The 20,660-nt window shown below is 64.4% G+C and carries 14 protein-coding genes; 2 read left to right on the plus strand and 12 right to left on the minus strand.

Annotated elements, in window-relative coordinates; genetic code table 11:
* Nucleotides 1-111: 111 nt before the first annotated feature.
* The 10 genes from JAB6_RS07780 to JAB6_RS07825 all read right to left on the minus strand — a co-directional run bounded on the left by JAB6_RS07780 (nucleotide 112) and on the right by JAB6_RS07825 (nucleotide 18,452).
* Nucleotides 112-1,533, minus strand: coding sequence for an efflux transporter outer membrane subunit (locus JAB6_RS07780; RefSeq protein ID WP_070302133.1), 1,422 nt, complete (start codon nucleotides 1,531-1,533; stop codon nucleotides 112-114).
* The gene (locus tag JAB6_RS07785) at nucleotides 1,530-4,772 is read right to left on the minus strand and encodes an efflux RND transporter permease subunit (protein ID WP_070302134.1); all 3,243 of its coding nucleotides are present in this window, start codon (nucleotides 4,770-4,772) and stop codon (nucleotides 1,530-1,532) included. The genes JAB6_RS07780 and JAB6_RS07785 overlap by 4 nt, the downstream gene beginning before the upstream one ends.
* Nucleotides 4,769-7,888: an efflux RND transporter permease subunit gene (locus JAB6_RS07790; RefSeq protein WP_070302136.1), complete on the minus strand. Its 3,120-nt coding sequence runs from the start codon at nucleotides 7,886-7,888 to the stop codon at nucleotides 4,769-4,771. Before JAB6_RS07790 ends, JAB6_RS07785 begins: the two co-directional genes overlap by 4 nt.
* Nucleotides 7,885-9,252, minus strand: coding sequence for an efflux RND transporter periplasmic adaptor subunit (locus JAB6_RS07795; protein ID WP_070302138.1), 1,368 nt, complete (start codon nucleotides 9,250-9,252; stop codon nucleotides 7,885-7,887). The genes JAB6_RS07790 and JAB6_RS07795 overlap by 4 nt, the downstream gene beginning before the upstream one ends.
* A 437-nt stretch (nucleotides 9,253-9,689) precedes the next feature.
* Nucleotides 9,690-10,229 (minus strand): GNAT family N-acetyltransferase, encoded by a 540-nt coding sequence (locus JAB6_RS07800; RefSeq protein ID WP_034750266.1) that lies wholly within the window; start codon nucleotides 10,227-10,229, stop codon nucleotides 9,690-9,692.
* Between the two features lie 74 nt (nucleotides 10,230-10,303).
* Complete coding sequence (gene sppA, locus JAB6_RS07805) at nucleotides 10,304-12,178, minus strand: signal peptide peptidase SppA (protein ID WP_070302140.1); 1,875 nt, start codon at nucleotides 12,176-12,178, stop codon at nucleotides 10,304-10,306.
* A gap of 63 nt (nucleotides 12,179-12,241) precedes the next feature.
* On the minus strand, nucleotides 12,242-13,720 hold the full coding sequence (locus JAB6_RS07810; protein WP_070302310.1) for a sodium:solute symporter: 1,479 nt from the start codon (nucleotides 13,718-13,720) through the stop codon (nucleotides 12,242-12,244).
* Between the two features lie 81 nt (nucleotides 13,721-13,801).
* The gene (locus JAB6_RS07815; protein WP_070302312.1) at nucleotides 13,802-15,019 is read right to left on the minus strand and encodes a YeeE/YedE family protein; all 1,218 of its coding nucleotides are present in this window, start codon (nucleotides 15,017-15,019) and stop codon (nucleotides 13,802-13,804) included.
* An 86-nt stretch (nucleotides 15,020-15,105) separates the two neighbouring features.
* Nucleotides 15,106-16,317: an MFS transporter gene (locus JAB6_RS07820; protein WP_070302141.1), complete on the minus strand. Its 1,212-nt coding sequence runs from the start codon at nucleotides 16,315-16,317 to the stop codon at nucleotides 15,106-15,108.
* A 242-nt stretch (nucleotides 16,318-16,559) separates the two neighbouring features.
* Nucleotides 16,560-18,452, minus strand: coding sequence for an alpha/beta fold hydrolase (locus tag JAB6_RS07825; RefSeq protein ID WP_083292601.1), 1,893 nt, complete (start codon nucleotides 18,450-18,452; stop codon nucleotides 16,560-16,562).
* A gap of 251 nt (nucleotides 18,453-18,703) precedes the next feature.
* Between JAB6_RS07825 and JAB6_RS07830 the strand changes: the two genes are divergently transcribed.
* Nucleotides 18,704-18,940: a DUF3820 family protein gene (locus JAB6_RS07830; RefSeq protein WP_070302145.1), complete on the plus strand. Its 237-nt coding sequence runs from the start codon at nucleotides 18,704-18,706 to the stop codon at nucleotides 18,938-18,940.
* A gap of 20 nt (nucleotides 18,941-18,960) precedes the next feature.
* Here the strand turns inward: JAB6_RS07830 and JAB6_RS07835 are convergent, their stop codons facing one another.
* Nucleotides 18,961-19,344, minus strand: coding sequence for a glutaredoxin domain-containing protein (locus JAB6_RS07835; protein ID WP_034749913.1), 384 nt, complete (start codon nucleotides 19,342-19,344; stop codon nucleotides 18,961-18,963).
* Between the two features lie 124 nt (nucleotides 19,345-19,468).
* Here JAB6_RS07835 and JAB6_RS07840 point away from each other — a divergent pair, with 124 nt between their 5' ends.
* Nucleotides 19,469-19,984, plus strand: a complete 516-nt coding sequence (locus JAB6_RS07840) for a hypothetical protein (RefSeq protein WP_070302147.1) — start codon at nucleotides 19,469-19,471, stop codon at nucleotides 19,982-19,984.
* Here JAB6_RS07840 and JAB6_RS07845 read toward each other — a convergent pair.
* On the minus strand, nucleotides 19,981-20,658 hold the full coding sequence (locus JAB6_RS07845; protein WP_217494612.1) for a GNAT family N-acetyltransferase: 678 nt from the start codon (nucleotides 20,656-20,658) through the stop codon (nucleotides 19,981-19,983). The genes JAB6_RS07840 and JAB6_RS07845 overlap by 4 nt on opposite strands.
* Nucleotides 20,659-20,660 lie beyond the last annotated feature (2 nt).

Consider the following 20,660-nt stretch of genomic DNA (forward strand, 5'->3'; position numbering starts at 1 on the left):
CATGGCCGGCAATTGATAATCTTGCATTCTAGCACTCAAGGCGCGCATGAAAACGCGAATTTGGCGCAGGTTTTTCTACCCTGCGCCAGCCTGCCCTTTCCTCTACTGCACCTATGGCACGTGCCAACCGCCGCCCAGCGACTGGATCAGGGCCACGGCCGTGGTCTGGCGGTCCGCCTGCGCCTGCACCAGTGAGCGGCGCGCCGACAGGGCCGTCACTTGCGCCGTCACCACGTCCGTATAGCCTACCTGGCCCGCGTTGTAGCGGTTCAGCATCTGCTGCTCGACCTGGTCGGCGGCGGACGACGCCTGCTGGCGCAAGGCCAGCTGTTCGGCCAGCGCGCGCGTGGCCGACAACTGGTCTTCCACGGCGCCAAAGGCACTCAATACCGTCTGGCGGTAGCGCGCTACGGCCGCCTCATGCCCCGCCTTCGCCGCGTCCACGCTGGCCGTCGTGGCGCCCGCGTTGAACAGCGTTTGCGCGGCCGACACGCCCAAGGACCACAGGCTCGACGATGCATTGAACAGGTCGCCCACACGGCTGGCGCCGGAACCGTAGGAACCCGTCAGGTTCAGGCTCGGATAGTAGGCCGAGCGGGCGATGCCGATCTGCTCGTTGGCCACGGCCACCCGGCGCTCGGCGGCCGCGATGTCGGGACGGCGCTGCAGCAGGGTCGATGGCACGCCCAGCGGCACCTCGGGCACGGTCAGGGTCCACGGCGCCACGGCCAGGCTGAAGTCCGATGGGGCCTTGCCCAGCAGGATGGCGATCGCGTGTTCGAGCTGGGCGCGCGCACGCGTCTGGCTCGACAAATCGATCTGCGCATTGGCCAGCTGCGTCTGCGCCTGCAGCAGGTCGGACTTGGCGGCGATGCCCGAGTTGAAGCGGTTGCTGGTGATCTCGAGCACGCGCTTGTAGCCGTCGATGGTGGCATTGAGCAGCGCGATCTGCGCATCGCTCTGGCGCAGCGAAAAATAATTGGTGGCCAGTTCGCCCTGCGCCGACAGGCGCGCCGCGGCCAGGTCGGCCGCGCTGGCGGCCGCGCTCGCGTCCGCGCCCGTCACGCCCGCACGCAAGCGGCCCCAGATATCCGGCTCCCACGACGCGCCGATGGCCGCCTTGAAGTTGTTGTTCGTCTGCTGCTCGCCCCCGCCACCAGAGCGGGCGCCGCTGCCCGTCAGGTTCACGGTGGGGAACAGCGAGGCGCGCTGTTCGCGCACCAGCGCGCGCGCCTGCTCGTAGGAGGCGATGGCGGCCGCCACGTTCTGGTTCGATATGTCGATGCCCTCGGCCAGCTGGTTCAGCTGCGCGTCGCCGAACAGGGTCCACCACGGACCCCGTTCCAGGGTATCGGCCGGCACGGCAGGCTGCCAGCCGGCCGCCTCCTTGAACGTTTGCGGCGCGGCGGCCGTCGGCGTTTCATACGTGGGGCTGACGGCGCAGCCGGCCAGCAGCAGGAAAGCGGTAGCGGCGGCCAATGCCGGCAAGTGGCGTGCGGGGACGGCGGATAGAATAGGTTTTACTTGCTTCATGATTGTGTGCTCGGGTTATCTGGCCCAGGAATGCGGCTCAATTGCTGCTCGTCGGCGCTGCGCGTGCGCAGTTTGTCGAGCAGGATGTAGACCACCGGGGTGGTCAGCAATGTGAGTAACTGGCTGGCAATCAGGCCGCCGATGATGGCGACCCCCAAGGGCTGGCGTAGCTCCGACCCCTCGCCGAAACCGATCGCCAGCGGCAAGGCGCCAAGCGCCGCCGCGAGGGTGGTCATCAGAATGGGGCGGAAACGCAGCAAACATGCCTCGCGCACCGCCTCCACCGCACTCAAGCCGCGCGAACGCTCGGCCTCCAGCGCGAAGTCGATGATCAATATAGCATTTTTCTTCACGATACCGATCAACAGGAACACGCCGATCAGGGCGATGATGGAAAACTCCATGCGGAACAGCAGCAATGCCAGCACGGCGCCCACGCCTGCCGACGGCAAAGTCGACAGCACGGTGACCGGGTGGATCAGGCTTTCGTACAGGATGCCCAGCACGATGTAGATCACCACGATGGCCGCCAGGATCAACAGCGGCTGCTCCTTGTTGCTGTCCTGCGCGCTCTTGGCCGAACCCTGGAAGCTGCCGCGCACATTCACGGGCATGCCGATTTCCGACTCCGCCTGGGCCACGGCGGCCTGCCCGTCGCTGAGCGGATAGCCCTCGGCCAGGTTGAATGACACGGTGGTGGCCAGTTCGCCGCCCTGGTGGTTGATCGACGTGGCCGTCGAGCTTTCGGCAAAGCTGCTGAACGAGGACAGCGGCACCATGTGCGCCAGGGTCGTGGACAGGGCCGAGCCGCTGGACGGGTCGCGCGCGGCCGTCGTGTTGGACGCCGTCGTGGCAACGCTGGTGGTCGTCGTCGCCGTCGTGCCGGTGGCGGCGACGGCCGCCGCGTTCGACGCCGGCACGTACACGGAGCGCAGCGCTTCCGGGCTTTGCGCATAGCGCGGCGCCACTTCCATGATCACGTGGTACTGGTTCAGCTCATCGTAGATGGTCGCCACCTGGCGCTGGCCGAAGCTGTTGTACAACGCATTGTCGATGTCGCGCACCTGCACGCCCAGCTGCGTGGCACGGTCCTTGTCGATGCTGACAAACGTTTCCACGCCGTTTTCCGCCTGGTCCGTGTCGACGTCGATCAGAGCCGGCTGCAGCTTCATCTGGTCGGCCAGCTTCGCCGCCCATTTTTTGAGGTCCGCCTGGTTGTCGCTGATCAGGGTGTACTGGTAGGTTGAATTGCTGGAGCGCCCGCCCATGCGCAGATCCTGCACGGGATTGAGGAACAGCGAAATGCCCGTCACCTTGGCCAGTTGCGGACGCAATCGCGCGATCACGGCCTGGCCCTTGTCCGTGCGCTGCGAGGCCGGTTTCAGGTCGATGAACATGAAGCCGCCCCCCGCCCGTCCGCCGCCCGTAAACCCGACAACGGTGGCGACTGCCGGATCGTCCTTGATGATGTCGACCAGCTGGCGCAATTTACTTTGCATGGCCTGGAACGAGATGCTCTGGTCGGCGCGCATGCCGCCATTGATCTGGCCCGTATCCTGCTGCGGGAAGAAGCCCTTGGGCGCGGCCGCGAACAGGTACACGTTCAGGCCGACGACGAACACGAGGATGGTCATCACGAGCGCGGCGCTGGACAAAGCCCAGTCCAGGCAGTGCTCGTAGACTTTCAGCATGCGCTCGAAACCGCGTTCGAACCAGCGCGCGACAAGGCCAGGCGGCTTGTGCTGCTCGCCGCTTTTCAGCAGCCAGGCGCACATCATCGGCGTGGTGGTCAGCGAGATGACCAGCGAAATCATGACGGCGGCCGACAGGGTCACGGCGAATTCGCGGAACAGCCGTCCCACCTGCCCACCCATGAACAGCAGCGGGATGAAGACGGCGACCAAGGACAGGCTGATCGACAGCACGGTAAAACCCACTTCGCGCGCGCCCAGCAGGGCCGCCTTGAAGCGGTCCATGCCCGCCTCGATGTGGCGCTGCGTGTTTTCCAGCACCACGATGGCGTCGTCGACGACAAAGCCCGTGGCCACCGTCAGCGCCATCAGCGACAGGTTGTTCAGGCTGAAGCCCAGCATGTACATCACGCCGAAGGTGCCCAAGAGCGAGACGATGGTAGCGACAGCCGGGATGATGGTGGCGCGCACGCTGCGCAAAAAGGCGCTGACCACCAGCACGACGAGCACGATGGACAGGATCAGGGTGAACTCGATCTCGTGCAGGGACGAGCGGATGGAATTGGTGCTGTCGGACGCCACCTGCAGCTTGATGTCACCCGGCAGCTGCGCCTGCAGTTGCGGCAGCAGCGCGCGCACGCCGTCGACCGTGGCGATGACGTTGGCACCCGGCTGGCGCGTGATCAGCACGATGACGGCCGGGTCGCCGTTGAACAGGCCCAGGGTATTGTTGTTCTCCACGCCGTCGACCACTTCGGCCACGTCGTCGAGGCGGATGGCGGCGCCGTCGCGCCAGGCCACGACCAGGCTGCGGTAATCGGCCGCGCTGCGCCCGCCCGAAGCCGTCGCCGCGCCCGAATAGATCTGCAGACTGCGCTCGTCGCCGGAAATGGCGCCCTTGGGCCGGTTGGCGTTGCTGGCCTGGATGGCCGCGCGCACGTCTTCCATCGACACGCTGTAGTGATTGAGCTGGTATGGCAGCAGTTCCACGCGCACGGCCGGCAGCGAGCCGCCGCCCAGTTCCACGTCGCCCACGCCCTTCACTTGCGCCACCTTCTGCTGCACCAGATTCGACACAGCATCGTAGATCTGGCCTGGCGTGCGCGTTTTCGACGTCAGCGCCAGGATGATCACGGGCGCGTCGGACGGATTGGCCTTGCGGTAGGTGGGGTTGCTGCGCAAGGTGGCCGGCAAGTCCACGCGCGCGGCGGCAATCGCCGCCTGCACTTCGCGCGCGGCCGAATCGATCTTGCGGTTCAGGTCGAACTGCAGGTTGATGCGCGCCGAGCCCGTGCCCGACGACGACGTCATCTCGTTCACGCCCGAGATCACACCGAGGCGCCGTTCCAGCGGCGTGGCCACCGACGTGGCCATGGTCGCGGGGCTGGCGCCGGGCAGGCTGGCGCTGACGGAAATGGTCGGATAATCGACCTGCGGCAGCGGCGAGACGGGCAGCACGAAGAAGGCGCCGACACCGGCCAGCGCGATGCCGATGGTCAGCAGCACGGTGGCGATCGGACGCTTGACGAACGGTTCGGACAGGTTCACGCGGCGCTCCCCGCGTTATCGGCCGGCTTGTCCAGGTTGACGCCCCGCGTTCTGGAGGCGAAGCGCTGGCCCAGGCGGTCGAAGCCCAGGTAGATGACGGGCGTGGTAAACAGCGTCAGCACCTGGCTGACGATCAGGCCGCCGAAGATGGCCAGGCCCAGCGGACGGCGCAACTCGGCGCCCTCGCCCCAGCCCAGCATCAGCGGCACGGCCGCAAACAGCGCCGCCAGGGTCGTCATCAGGATGGGACGGAAGCGCAGCAGCGCCGCCTGGTGGATGGCTTCCTGCGGGCTCTTGCCCTCGTCGCGTTCGGCCTCGATGGCGAAGTCGATCATCATGATGGCGTTCTTCTTGACGATGCCGATCAGCAGGATGATGCCGATGATGCCGATCACGCCCAGGTCCTGCCCCGAGATCATCAGCGCCAGCAAGGCGCCCACGCCGGCCGACGGCAGGGTCGACAGAATCGTCAGCGGGTGGATGTAGCTTTCGTACAGCACGCCGAGCACGATATACACGCAGACGACGGCGGCCAGAATGAGCCACAGCTGATTCGACAGCGAGTTTTCATACGCGCCGGCCGCGCCGAGGAAAGTCAATGTCACCGATGGCGGCAAGGCGATGTCCTTGGCGGCCTGGCGGATGGCGTCGACGGCGCTGCCCAGCGCCACGCCCTGCGTCGTGTCGAAGCCGAGGGTCGTGGCAGGGTATTGCGCCACGTGCGTGATTTGCAGCGGCGCCTGTTTTTCGCTGACGCTGGCAAAGGCGGACAGCGGCGTCGACTTGCCGGAACCCGTGCGCACCTGCAGGTCCGACAGATCGGACGGCGTGGTGACGATGCCCGGCTGTGCTTCGAGGATCACGCGGTACTGGTTGGTTTCCGTGAAAATCGTCGAAATGATGCGCTGGCCGAAGGCGTTGTACAGCGCGTCGTCGACGGTGGCCGTGGTCACGGACATGCGCGCGGCGCTGTCGCGGTCGATCGCCACGGTGACGGCGGCGCCCGTGGCGCCCGCATCCGTGACGACGTTGCGCAGCTGCGATTTTTCACGCATGCGCGCAGCCAGCTTGCCGGCCCACTCGGTGACGGTGGCCGTGTCGGCCCCTTCGAGCGAGACGCGGTACTGCGTCGGGCCCGATTCCGCATCGATGGTCAGATCCTGCGTCGGCTGCAGATAAAGGGTCACGCCGGCCACCTTGGCCACGCGGTTGCGCAAACGCTCCATGACCTCGTCCTGGCTGCCGCTGCGCGGACGCTTCAGGTTGATCAGCATGCTGCCCGTGTGCAGCATGGTGTTGTTGGCCGCATCGACGCCGACGAGGGAACTCAGGGTATCGACAGCGGGGTCTTCCAGCAGCGCGCTGGCGGCCGCCTGCTGCAAGGTGGCCATGCGTTCGTACGAGACGGCTTGCGAGGTTTCGATGCGCGCCTGCAGCTGCCCCGTGTCCTGCGTGGGGAAAAGGCCTTTCGGGATGGTGATATACAGGATGACGGTCAGCACCAGGGTGGCCAGGGCGACGAGCAGGGTCAATCCCTGGCGTTTCAGCACCCACACGAGCGCATGGTCGTACTGCACGATCACACGGTCGAGGAAAGCCTGGATGCGCTGGCCCGTGGCGCTGATTTTTTCATCGGCGTGGCTTTTCAGCCAGCGCGCCGACATCATCGGCACCAGGGTCAGCGAGACCACGGCGGAAATCAGGATCGTGATGGCCAGGGTCATGGCAAATTCGCGGAACAAGCGGCCCACCACGTCACCCATGAACAGCAAGGGAATCAGCACGGCGATCAATGACACCGTCAGCGAGATGATGGTAAAGCCGATCTGCGACGCGCCCTTCAGGGCGGCGGCCATCGGCGTTTCGCCCTCCTCGATGTAGCGGGCGATGTTTTCGATCATGACGATGGCGTCATCGACGACAAAGCCCGTGGCGATGGTCAGCGCCATCAAGGACAGGTTGTTCAGGCTGTAACCGAGCAGATACATGACGCCGCAGGCGCCGATCAGCGAGATCGGCACGGACAGGCTGGCGATCACCGTGGCGCGCATGCTGTGCAAAAAGGCGAAGATCACCAGCACCACCAGCAGCACGGACAACAGCAGTTCCATTTCCACGTGTTCGACCGAGGCGCGGATGCCCGTCGTGCGGTCGCTCAGCACGTCGAGCTTCATGGCCGCCGGCAGGCTGGCCTGCAGGTCGGGCAGCAAGGCCTTGATGGCGTCGACCGTCTTGATGACGTTGGCGCCGGGCTGGCGCTGCACGTTCAGGATGATGGCCGGCTGCTTGCCCGACCAGGCGCCCAGGCGCGTGTTTTCCGCGCTGTCGACAACATTGGCCACGTCGGACAGGCGCACGGGCGCGCCGTTTTTATAGGTGATGATCAGGCGCTTGTAGTCTTCCGCCGTCACCAGCTGGTCGTTGGCGTTGATGGTGAATGAACGCGTGGGACCGTCGAAACTGCCCTTGGCGCTATTGACGTTGGCCGCCGCGATGGCCGTGCGCAGGCTGTCGAGGCCCAGGCCGTACGACGCCAGCAACTTGGTGTCACCCTGGATGCGCACGGCGGGACGCTGGCCGCCCGACAGCGAGACGAGGCCCACGCCGTTGACCTGGCTGATCTTGAGCGCCAGGCGCGTATTGACGATGTTCTGCACCTGCGTCAGCGGCATCGTGTCCGACGTGATGGCCAGGGTCAGCACGGGCGCGTCGGCCGGGTTGATCTTCGCGTACACGGGCGGCGCCGGCAAGTCGGTCGGCAGCAGGGAGCCGCCCGCGTTGATGGCCGCCTGCACTTCCTGCTCGGCCACGTCCAGGGTCTGGCCCAGGGTGAATTGCAGGGTGATGATGGACACGCCGGCCGCGCTGGTGGAACTCATGCGCTGCAAGCCCGACATCTGCCCGAACTGGCGCTCCAGCGGCGCCGTCACCGTCTGCCCCATGACTTCGGGACTGGCTCCCGGATACAGGGTCTGCACCTGGATGGTGGGGAAGTCCACCTGCGGCAAGGCGGCCAGCGGCAGGAACTTGAAGCCGACCAGCCCCGCCAGCACGATGGCCAGCATCAGCAGCGCCGTGGCGACGGGGCGCTTGATGAATGGCGTCGATGGACTCATTGCGCTGCGCCCTTAGCGGGAGTGGGAGCGGTCGCCGGCGCCGGTGCAGCAGCCGATGCAGCCGGTGCGCTGGCCGCGCCGTCAGCGTGCTGGCGGCGGTGGCGGCGTTCGCCATTCGCTCCCGCTCCACCGGCGCCGCCCATGGCCGGCTTGTCGCCCGCCAAGGTGACTTTCGCGCCTTCCTTCAGGCGGTCTGCGCCTTCCGTGATGACTTGCTCTCCCGCTTCCAGGCCGGCGCGGATTTCCACCATGTCGGTGGTCGCCTGGCCCCGCGTGACCATGCGCACGGTGACGGTTTTATCCGCTTTGAGCACATAGACGAAGTCGCCGTTGTTACTGTGACGCAGGGCCGTCACGGGCACCAGCACGGCGCCCGTGATGTTGCCCAGTTCCAGGCGCACGTTGACGAACTGGCTGGGGAACAGCGCCATCTTGTCATTCGTGTAGCGGGCCTTGGCGCGCACGGTGCCCGTCTGCACGTCGACCTGGTTGTCTAGCGCCGTCAAGCTGCCCTTGTCCAGGGTATGCGTGCGCGTGCGGTCCAGCGCCAGCGCCGCCAGGGCCGAACCGCCATTCAGGCGCTCCTGGATAGTCTGCACTTTATCCTGCGGCACGGAGAATTCCACGTCGATGGGCGAGAGCTGCGTCACCACCACCACGCCGCCCGTGTCGCTGGTGCTGACCAAATTGCCGATATCGACCACCTTCAGGCCCGCGCGGCCGCTGATCGGCGACACCACCTTGGTGTAGCCGAGGTTCAGCCTGGCCGTGCCTTCGGACGCGCGGTCCGTCATCACAGTGCCTTCCAGCTGCTTGACCAGGGCGGCTTGCGTGTCGACGTCCTGGCGCGCGATGGAATCCTGGCCCAGCAAAGTCTGATAGCGTTTCAGGGTCAGGCGCGCGTTTTCCAATTGCGCTTCATCGCGCTGGCGCTGGCCCGTGGCCTGCATCAGCGCCATCTCGAATTGTGCCGGGTCGATCTGCGCCACCACCTGGCCCGCCTTGACCATGCCGCCTTCCTTGAATTTCAATTCCTTCAAAATGCCCGACACTTGCGGGCGCACCGTCACGGTGGACGCAGCCGTCACCGTGCCCAGCGCATCGAGCACCACGGGCAGGTCGGATTTGACGGCCGTGGCCACGCCCACAGTGGTCGAAGGGCCGCCGCGGCGCCCGCCCGGGCCACCTGGCCCGCCAGGACCGCCAGCGCCCATGCCTGGGCCGCCCTGGGCGCTGGTGCCCGAATGGGTCAGGTACCAGGCACCGCCCCCCAGCGCCGCCATCACGGCCAGCGCGATGACCGTGCCGACGATTTTCGAACGGCGGCTGCGCCGTGGGGTGTTGGGTGTTGTCTGCGAATCCATCGCTTATCCTTGTCTAGGCCGCTGGCACGGCGAGTCTGTGGCGCCGGCCGAGGTGGAACACACTCAGGCAGGACGACCGTTTTTCGGGGTTGTTTCGGTAAAAGCCGGGGGAGTCAAGAGCTGAAAATCAGCTGAAAAAACATCGCTCCCTAGCGTGAAACGACTCTAGCATAGTCATGTAACTGTTTCATTTCTACCTGAAACAATTACACACAGCCTGACAGGCATGGGAGGATCCGGCGGGCCGGCAGGCGGGCCGCCACTGTGGGGGAACGGTGGAAAAATCAGGCTTGCGGGGCGCCGCGCCCTGGCGAACACGTGGCGCGGGCGACTCGCATGCAGATACAAACTCGCTACAAATCTCCGGCCAGCCGGCTTGACCTGGCGCCACGCGGGTGCTCGGGCGGCGACAGGCGGCGCCGATTCTTTACGCGGATTTACAAGCTCATGCCGAGGATGACGTCCTGGTAGTCGGTGCGGCCCACGCGGAAGGTGCGCCGGCCCAGCTGCGCAAAACCGCAGCGCGCATAGAAGGCCAGCGCATCGTGGTTTTCCGCGTACACGCCCAGCAGCACCCTCCCCGCCCCGCTGGCGCGCGCCTGCTCCACGGCCGCCTGCATCAAACGCTGGCCCACGCGCTGGCCCTGGAAGCGGTGCAGCAGGTAGATGCGCTTGATTTCCAGGTCGTTCGGGCGCGGGTCGGCCACCGGCAGGCCGGCGGGACTGAGCACCAGGTAGCCGACGGGCGCGCCGCCCGGCGTGGCCTCGGCCAGCCACAAGCGCATGGCCGGCAGCGCCAGCCAGTCACGGTACAACTGCACGTCGTGCTGGCGCTGGCAATGGGCGATGACGTCGGCGCCATCGAGGATGCCGGCGAACGCTTCAAGAAAAGTGGCCTGCCCCACCAGCGCCAGCGCCTGCTCGTCGCCCTTGGCGCAAGGACGGATGGCGATCGTGTTGTCGGTGTCTGCATTCATATCGCTTGGCATAGTCTGCTCCTCAAGGAAAACAAGCCGGGCGAAGCCGGCTTGAGGTCATATCACTACTGCGATTACTTGCCGCCTAACGGCACCTCGCACAGGCAATGCGTGAGGGCCATGAACGGTTTATGTTCGCGCGTGATGCCCGACAGCCAGGAGAGGTCCTGCGCCATGCCCAGCGCCGCATCGGCCGGCAAGCCGGTCGTGGCCAGGCCCAGCTTCACGTGTTCGCCCAGGCCCAGCGAGGCCATGGCCTTGGAGCCGAACATGCCGATCAAACGGTCCACGTTCGAGGTTTCCTGCTCCAGGTAGGTCACGCGGTAATCGGTGCCCAGCTTGGCGCGCTTGGCGGCCGAGGCCAGCGCATCGCCATAGCTGCCGATGCGGTCGACCAGGTTACGCTCTTTCGCCTGCAAGCCCGTCCAGACGCGGCCCTGCGCCACCTCATTGATTTTCTCGGGCGTCGTCTTGCGCGCCTTGGCGGCCAGGTTCAGGAAGTCGCCATACACATGGTTGATCGAACCCTGGATCACTTGCGCGAAACGCGGGTCGAGCGGGCGCAATGGGTTGCCCGCGTCGGCCAGCCACGTGGTCGGCGAACCGGCCGTGTGGATGCCCAGCTTTTCCACCACCTTGTCGGCCGTCGGCAGAATCGCGAACACGCCGATGGAACCGGTGATGGTGGCCGCGTCGGCGATCACTTCATCGGCCGAGGTGCTGATCCAGTAGCCGCCCGAAGCGGCCACGTTGCCCATCGAGACGACCACCGGTTTGCCGGCGGCGCGCGTCAGTTCCAGTTCGCGGCGGATCAGTTCCGAGCCGAAGGCGCTGCCGCCCGGCGAATCGACGCGCAGCACGATGGCCTTGATCGATTTGTCTTCGCGTGCCTGGCGGATCAGGCGCGAGGTGGACAGGCCGCCGATGGCGCCCGGTGGCGCGATGCCGTCGCCGATTTCGCCGGAGGCGATGACCACGCCGACGGCGTCGCCGACATGCACGGGGCGCAGACGCGCCAGGTAATCGGTGTAGTTCACCTGGCGGAAGTTCGTGCCTTCCGTGTTCTTCGCGCCGCGCGCCATCATGAACTGGCGCAGTTCATCGCGCGTTTTCAGACCGTCGACCAGCTTGCCATCGAGCGACAGCTTGGCAATGTCGCCGCCGGCGGCCGTCATCATGGCGGGCAAGTTGTCGATCGTTTGCATGATGGCGCCGGCCGGCAGCTTGCGCGCCTTTTCCACATCCGTCGTGTAGGTGGTCCACAGGCCGTTGTTCAGGTAGCGGTCCGCTTCGGCCGCCGCTTCGGACGGGCCGTTGGCGATGAAAGGCTCGGCCGCGCTTTTGTACGTGCCCACTTTCAGCAGGTTGACCGTCACGCCTACTTTATCGAGCGCATCGCGGTAGTAATTGCGGTAGCGGCCAAAGCCTTCCAGCATGACGCCACCCATCGGGTGCAGGAATACCTCGTCGGCCTTGGCCGCCACCAGGTACTGGCGCTGGTTGTAGCTCGAACCCCAGGCCGTGACTTTCTTGCCCGTGGCGCGGAAGCGTTCCACGCCTGCCGCCACTTCGCGCAGCGAAGCAAGGCCGCCGCCCTGCAATTCATCGAGCAGGATCACCATCGAGCCGATGTCCTTGTCCTTGGACGCCGTGTCGAGCACCGCCAGCACATCGCGCAGCTGCACCGTCTTCTTGACTTCGCCGCTGACATTGGCCAGCACGGCCTCGCGCACGCCGCCCGGGGTTTCCTCCACGAGCGGGCCTTGCAAGTCCAGCACCAGGGTGGTCTTTTCCGCCAGGGGCTTGGCGCCGCCGCCGAAGATGGCGATCAGGATGGCGATGACGATCAGCAGGAAGATCAGATTGATGACCGCGCGGCGGGTGGCGTCGAGCGCGCGCCAGAATGCGCCAAAACCGCGGCGCAGCGGCGGGAAGGGGTTGAGTGACATTGATGCTCCGTGAGGTTGTGTACCTAAAGGAAATCAATATAACTGAAAACGGGCTGAATCGTCTTATTTTGACAAGTGTGCCGCGCCTTTGATGGCCTGCCCTGGCGGCGTCGAAATGAGGAACAGGCCGCCCAGCACCAGGGCGCCATTCAGGATCAGCAATTCCAGGCCGATGCGGTAATGCTCGAACAGCAGCGCCTGCTCCCGCTCGATCAGCGCACACAGCAGCGGCCCCGCCACGGCCACCAGCGGCACCCAGCGGTCGCGCACGCCGCGCCGGCTCAGCAAGCCGAAGGCGAACAGGCCCAGCAGCGGACCATAGGTATAACTGGCCAGCTTGAGGATCACGCCTATCATGCTGGGATCGTCAAACCACTTGAAGGCCATGATCAGGATCAGGAACAGCGCGGCAAACCCCAGGTGGACACGGCGGCGCCAGCGCATCTGCGCGGCCGGATTCAGGTCCGCCCGCCTCTGCACGCCGAGGATATCGATGCAGAAGGTGGATGTGAGCGCCGTCAGCGCCCCGTCCACGCTGGGAAACAGGGCGGAAATGAGGGCGATAAAGAAGATCAGCTGCACGACGGCAGGGAAATGCCCGAGCACGACGGCGGGGAACAATTTGTCGCCCGTGGCCGTCACGCCGGCCAGCGGCGCGTACAGATGCAGCAAGCCGCCGAGGAACAGGAACAGCAGCAGCACGCCCGTCAGCACCACGGTCAGGCTGAGCATATTCTTTTGCGAGTCGCGCAAGGTCCGCACGGAGATATTCTTTTGCATCATCTCCTGGTCCATGCCCGTCATGGCGATCGTGATGAACATGCCGGCCACGATGTGCTTCCAGACATAGGCGGGGCTGTCCGGATCGACGGTGAAGATGCGCGTGAGGCCCTGCGCGCGCATGCGTTCGAGGCTGTCGACTAGGGACAGGTCCATTGCGCGCAATAAAAATACGCTGCAGATGACGAGACCGGCCAGCATGCACGCCGTTTGCAGGGTATCGGTCCAGACGATGGTCTTGACGCCGCCCTCATACGTGTACAGCAGGATCAGCAGCAGCACGGCGCACGACGTCAGCCAGAACGGCACGCCCAGGCTATCGAGGATGGTCGCTTGCAGAATATTGACCACCAGATACAGCCGCGCCGTGGCGCCCAGCAACCGCGACACGATGAAAAACGCCGCCCCACTCTGGTAGGAGCGCCGTCCCAGACGCAATTCCAGGTAGCGGTAAATCGAGGTCAGCTGCAGCCGGTAGTACAGCGGCAACAAGATGAAGGTGATGGCCAGATAGCCCAGTACGTAGCCGATCATCAGCTGGATGTAGCCGAAACCGTTGCTGCCCACGGCGCCGGGCACACTGATGAAGGTCACGCCCGTCAAGGTCGTGCCCACCATTCCGAAGGCCACCAGCATCCAGTTGCTGTCCTTGTTGCCGATGAAAAAACTGTCGTTGGTGGCATGGCGCGACGTGCGCCACGCAACACACAGCAAGATCAGGAAATATGCGAGGACGACGGCAAACAGGATGAGGGGCGACATGGGCGTTGCGCTGGCGGCAAAAAGGAACAGGGGCAGCAATATACAACAAAGCGTACAGCAATGCCCCCGGTCAATCAGGCATCAGCAGCCGCTGCGTTTCACGCGCTCCACTTCCAGACCGAACCACGGACGCAAGCGCGTGCCGACGACGTTGCCCAGAAAGGCGCAGACCAGCCACAGCCAGCCGTGCAAGCTACCAGAGATGATGCCGCTGAAGTAAGCGCCGATGTTGCAGCCGTAGGCCAGGCGCGCGCCGTAGCCGAGCAGCAAGCCGCCGACGACGGCGGCGATCACCGAACGGCGCGGGATGCGCCACACGGGCGCGTAGCGGCCGGCCAGCGCGGCGGCCAGCATGGCACCGAGCACGATGCCGATGTCCATCACGGACGTCTTGTCTTGCGTCAGCGGCGCAGCCAGCGCAGCCGCGTTGGCCTTGGTCGACCAGTAAGCCCAGCTGGCCGTGTCGATGCCGACCACGGACGCGGCTTTCGCGCCCCACAGCGCGAACGCGGACGTCACGCCCCAAGGGCGGCCCGACAGCGCCAGGGTGGCAAAGTTCAGCACGACGAGGGCAACGGCGCCCGCCACCAGCGGCCACGGGCCGTGCAGCCAGGGCGATGCCTGTGCCGGGCGCAAGGGCGTGGCGACAAGCTTGCCATGGCGGCGCTTTTCCACCAGCACCGTGATGCCGGCGATCAGCGCGAAGGCGATCCAGTTCAGCGCCAGCGCGGGCACCAGGCCCAGGGTCGTGACGAGGGAAATGGGCTGGAGCTGTGGCAGCGACGTCCAGAATGGCATGTGCGCCGTGCCGATCACGGAGCCGACGATGAAGGCGGCCAGGGTGATGAGCATGCGCGTGCTGCCCCCGCCCACCGTGTACAGGGTGCCGGACGCGCAACCGCCGCCCAGCTGCATGCCGATGCCGAAGATGAAGGCGCCAAAGATCACCGAGGTACCGGCGGGAGAAACGAGGCCAGCGACGGGCGTGCCGAACAGCGTGCCGGCCGACAGCGCGGGGAAGAACAGCGCCACGCCGACGGCCAGCATCAGCATTTGTGCGCGCAAGCCGTCGCCGCGGCCATCGGCGATGAAGACGCGCCAGGCGGACGTAAAACCGAAGGCCGCGTGATACAGGGTGATGCCGAGCAAGGCGCCCACCACATACAGCGCGGACAGCGTGGCGCCGACGGTTTGCGCCAAATACCAGGCGCCGAGCACGATGAGCACAAGCGCGACGCCCAGCGGTTTTGGATTGATGGCGGCGCGCAGGCGCAGCGGTGACATTGCTGTATCGGACATGGGAAATATGGGCAAGAGGAAAGTAAACGTCATTCTCGCCCGTTTCGGTGTTTTCTGCCAGAAACTTGCTGGCAGATCAGGCTAGCCTAGTGCCCCACCGCATGGATCGACTTTTCACCGCCGGCACGCACAGGTATGGGACTCAAACGGTCCATCCGGCCGCTCAAGGCTGTCAAGCCGAACGCACCGAGCACGACGAGCGCACCGATCCAGCCCGTGTGCACGAGGCCCAGGTGTTCGACGATCAGGCCGCCGCCCCAGGCGCCGCCGGCGATACCAAGGTTGAAAGCGGCGATATTCAGGCCCGACGCCACGTCGACGGCGCGGGGCGTGAAGTGCTCCGCTTGCTGCACGACATACACTTGCAACCCGGCCACGTTACCGAAGGCCACGGCGCCCCACAGCAGCACGGTGATGACGACCAGCACGGGATGCGGCGCCGTGAAGGTCAACAGCAGCAAAACAAACGCCAGCAGCAAGAAGATCAGTTTCAAGGCGCTGACGGGGCCCTTCTTGTCAGCCAGCTTGCCGCCCCAGATATTGCCGAACGCCACGGACACGCCATACACAAGCATCACCACGCCCACGGCGCCGGCGCTGAAGCCCGACACTTGCTGCAAAATCGGCGCCAGATAGGTAAAAGCGATGAAGGAGCCGCCATAGCCGATGGCCGTCATGGCGTACACCAGCAACAGGCGCGGCTGGGCCAGTACCTGCACTTGCTGCAGCAGGGACGCCGGTTTGCTGTGGGCGATGTTCGATGGCACGTACAGCAGGCTGCCGATGAACGCCACCAGGCCCAGCGCCGAGACGGCTAGGAAGGTTTCGCGCCAGCCGAAATGCTGGCCGATGAAGGTGCCCAGCGGCACGCCCGTCACCAGGGCCACGGTCAAACCCGTAAACATGATGGCAATCGCGCTGGCCGCCTTGTCTTTCGGCACCAATGACGTGGCGATGGTCGAACCGATCGAGAAGAACACGCCATGCGCCAGCCCCGTCAGGATGCGGGCGACGACGAGGGTTTCATAACCGGGCGACTTCCACGCAAGCAAGTTACCCAGGGTGAACAAGACCATCAGCGACAACAGCAAAGTCTTGCGCGGGATCTTGCCCGTCAGGGCAGTCAGCACGGGTGCGCCGACGGCAACGCCCAGCGCATACAGGCTGACCAGCAAGCCGGCCGACGGCAGGTTCACGCCCAGGTCGGCGGCGATGGTGGGCAACAGCCCCACGATGACAAACTCGGTGGTTCCGATGGCAAATGCGCTGAGGGTCAGCGCGAGCAAGGCAATGGGCATGGCAAACTCCGATAAAAGATGTTGGCATGCAGTATCGGGGTTTTCTTTGTGTCGAAAAATACTTCGCTTGGCAGAAGATAATTGCGCTCAAATCAACAATTTATAAGATATCGATTCAGTAGCAGCCGCTGACTACCTGCCGAGCGGTATGCAAACGATAACGACTGGACATGAGCAAAAGGAATTGAACAACCGGAAATATTACAAAGGCATATTGATTACAAAGGCATATTGCCCGGACCTTAACGCAGCTGCGGCCTTTCTATCCTTTGTGCCCTGCTGCGTGTTTCCCGTTCAATTTCGCTGCGCCGCTGACGCTCTGCTTCGGCGGCAGGAGACTGGAATATCTGCATCTGCGTGGCATTTTCTTGCCGTTCTACTTGCTGGAGTTTAGCTGTCGCCGCCTCGGCCGACATTTTCAAGGTCGCCACCTCCAGGCTGGCCGCATCCTGCCGCAACGAAGCTACTTTTTCCATGTTGCGCACCAGTTGCAGCGACGACTCGCGGTAAGCAACCGTGTCGAGCCACACCGGAATGGCCGGCATCGACGGCGCCTGGTCCTCTTGGGCGGCAGGCATCGGCGTATCGGGATGCCCAGCGTGCGGAAGCGCATGCGACCAATCCATGGCATCTGAACGTATCAGCAACTCCGCGCGGCCTTGTGCCAGCAGTTTGTCGCGCAGTTCCTTTTCTGCCTGCAGATAAAAGGCATCGATGCCGGCGCTCTGCGCCAGCGCCGCGGAAGCAATGCTCCTCAGATTGGCGGCGGCCAGCAGGTCTGCAGTCAGCAGCCATTGCTCGGCGCTGGGCAAGCGCTTGATGGGCTCGCCAAGAGCGGCGTGCGCGACAGCCGCCAGTTGCGCATTGAGCTGGTCGGGATCATGCTGTAATGCCGCGATTTTTTCAGCATTGGCAGGATCGCCCAGGTACTGGGCCAGGCCGGTCGTCACCTTGATGGCATTGCGCTGGTGGCCCGTACGCAGACGGGACAAGTCAGGCACCAGCACGCGTACCGTTTGCTCCGAGGGTAAATCGCTTTTTAAGGTGAATTCGTAGGCGTTTTCATCGGCATCGACGCGCAGCGTAACGGTCAGCAACTCAGTGGAGTTGCCATTGATCAGCTGCGGACTTGCGCCAGGCGAAACCAGCAAGGAACGGCTGGACTTTTTCCCGATCCAGTACTTCATGTGGACACGCCCCGTATTCATCAGGCGGACGTTTTCCTCGGGCGCGCCCAAGGTGAAAATATAACTATTCTCGTCACGCTGAAAATCGGGCAGCTCCAGCTGGGCACTCATCTGCAGCGGCAGCACATGCTCGGTCAACTGCCCGGACAGAAACATGTAGGCAGGATGCGTAGCCCGATCGGGCTTGACGAGCGAAATATGATCCGCATTATCGATCGCCACCGGACGCCCGTCGCACACGCGCGTCGCGCTTCCCCACTGCACGATGCGCACGCCCCCCACATCAGCCGTTTCATAGGCGCAGCTGACGCGCGGCTTGGCCGCAAGGCTGGCCCAATCGTCGCTAAGCTGCTTGAGCATGTCATTGCTGTCGACTGGCCGCAAGTTCGACAGCGCAGGATTGCTCGCCACCAGCCCTGCCAGTTGCGCCACCTGTGCTCCCTCCATCGGCGCACTGAACAAAACGATCAGCGGCACTTTTTCAGCCAATGCGGGGGCCTTGTCCAGATTATTGGCCAGATAGCGCATGATGACGAGCCCGCCCATGCTGTGCCCGACAAACACAATGGCCGGGTAGTCAAGCACACCGGACGGCTGCAGATAGCTTTGCAGCTTGTTGGCTGCCTCGCGGATATCAAGCGAGCCGCCAGTCATGATGTTGGAGCTGAAACCGAAGGCATAAGTATCGACTTGCGGTCCCAGCGTGGCATCATTCTTGAGCAGGCGAAAGAAACTCTCGCCATGCGCGTCCGTCCACGTACCTCGCGTGCTGCCAAAGATGCCATGCACGAACACGACCGCGATTTTATGCCTGGTATCGGACCGCTCTACCCAGCCTGGATCCTCGCCATTCACAGGGGCCGAACGGTGGCACGCAGCCAAGACCAGGCAAGCAGCAATGAGTGTCAGCCACCAATGCTGGCGGCGCAGTGCGACAGCTGTTCGCATTCTTGCCCCCTTTCCATGCCATGACCACGGATGCCCACCTGCTGCCCGTGCATGTAAGCGTCACGGCGCACTGACGACACAGTATGTGGCGCAACGGCGCTTGCGCGTAGTGAAATGCATGATAGTTTGATTTCGCGAAAGCCAGCCCCAATACGATGGAACCAAATCACGCGCGTGGTGTACAAACTGACGGGTGTCGGCCGTCCCGGCCCGTCTGCTACACTGCGCCGCAAGCAAGGGAGGGCAGTAATATGAATTCAGAAAAACTGGCGCTGCTGGTCACGCGCGAAATGCCATATGGGAAATACCAGGGACGGCTGCTGGCCGACTTGCCGGGGCACTACCTGGGCTGGTTCGCGCGCGAAGGCTTTCCCTCGGGCGAACTGGGCAGTTTAATCGCGCTGATGTACGAGCTCGACCACAACGACTTAAGGAGCTTGCTCGACCCGCTGCGCACGCGCAAGTCGCCGTGGCCGCCGGGCGAGTAAGGAGAGTAGTCAGGCGGGTCTTAGAACTCGCGCACTTTCTTTGCCAGCATGGCGCTGAACTCGCCATTTTCCACGAGTTTTTGCAGCTCGCTGGCGCCGCCGATGAGTACGCCGTTGACAAAGACCATGGGAAACGTCGGCCAGCCCGTCCACATCTTGAGGGCGTTGCGGCGGTGCCACTGGTTCAGATAGCTGCCGTATTGCAGGTACTGGTAGGGCGTGCCCAGCACGTCGAGGATCTTGCGCGCCTTGCGTGGAAACGGATTGAGCGCCATGCCGACGACGACGACCTGATGCGCGGCGATGGCCGCCTGCACTTCGCGCACAATGTCCTTGTGCTTGCTGCCGATCAAGGGGCGGGCGGCGGAATGAATCTGGGCTTGGTCAAGGATGGCGCGGGTCATGAAAGTCCTGGGATGAGTGGCACGTGGCGTGCGGATCACGCATTGTGCCACGCACGCAGCCTGGCGTGGGCTACACTGCGCCTCTCCTCCCCTTCGCGTCAAATATATGCAAGACATCCATCCCATGCTTGAATGGCGCCGTAGCCGGCGCCTGCTCGGCGCTCTTCTGCTGGCCGCCAGCTGCGCCAGTGCCCACGGCGCCGATCCCGGCCTTGAAAGCGGCCTGCTCCACGCGCTGCACCTGAAAAAGGGCACGACGGACAGGGTGGGCACCTCGGGCAAGGCCATCGCCGCCTACATGCGCGAAGGCTATATCGGCAAGCGTCCCGACCAGCGCTTCGACTACACAGACTATTATTTGCTGAAGAAACCGGCCAGCTTCATGGGACATGAACTGGTGCTCATCGAGGAAGAATACATCACGCAATACATAGGCTGCTGCGTCAGTCCCGGGGCCGGCGTGACGGTGAAAGTACGCGGCAACACGCAGAAGCTGCAAGCATTCGCCAGCGCCCAGCGCTGCACCCTGACCGACCCGGTCGATATGCAACATGCATTGAGCGAGGCAGCCATCAAGGCCAGGCTGCCGCAAGGCCATTACGCCTCATTGAGCTGCCGCGAACGCGACGCGCAGCCCTAGCGGCTCGATGGCGGATGCCGTATGCCGTCCTGAACAATCGTTGCCGTCGAATACGGGGATGCGATATGCCAGCCCAGGCTCGCATACAATTTCGCCCCATCGTCCGTTGCCACCAGCACCCGGCGCGCGCTGGCCGATCGTTGCCTGGCCGCCAGCGCGGCCATCAGCGCCCGCCCCAGACCCCGGCGCCGGTGGCCGGCCTCGGTGACGATGCGGTCAAAGACAAAGACACCGGCATATTCCACGGCATGGCCGCTGGCGGCAACACCGCCATCTTCGGCCAGAATACGCGCCGTCGTGATTGCCTGTGACGTCGTTATTTCCAACCGGTAGCCGGCAGGCAGATCCGGCGCCTGCAGACTGCCTTCATGGGTCATGAAATAGCCGCCGGGGCAAAGTTGCCACTGCGGCGGTAACAGCCCCAGCAATTGCTCCCCGTCACCACACATCTTGATGAAGATATGCGGACCGTGGATCGACGCTGCCAGCGCGCTGATGCCTGGAACAGGTCCCGCAAAAACGTGGCGCCGGATTTCGCCCGGCAAGCCCGTATCGACGCGCCACCCGCCGTGATCGGGCACGGGCAGCGCCAGGCCGCGCGCCATCGAACGTGCCGCCAGCCAGGCGGCAAGCAGGCCGGGATCGGCCAGATACGACTTTCCTTGTTCTTCCAATT

The sequence above is a fragment of the Janthinobacterium sp. HH104 genome (assembly GCF_001758715.1).
GTDB classification, from domain to species: domain Bacteria; phylum Pseudomonadota; class Gammaproteobacteria; order Burkholderiales; family Burkholderiaceae_D; genus Janthinobacterium; species Janthinobacterium aestuarii.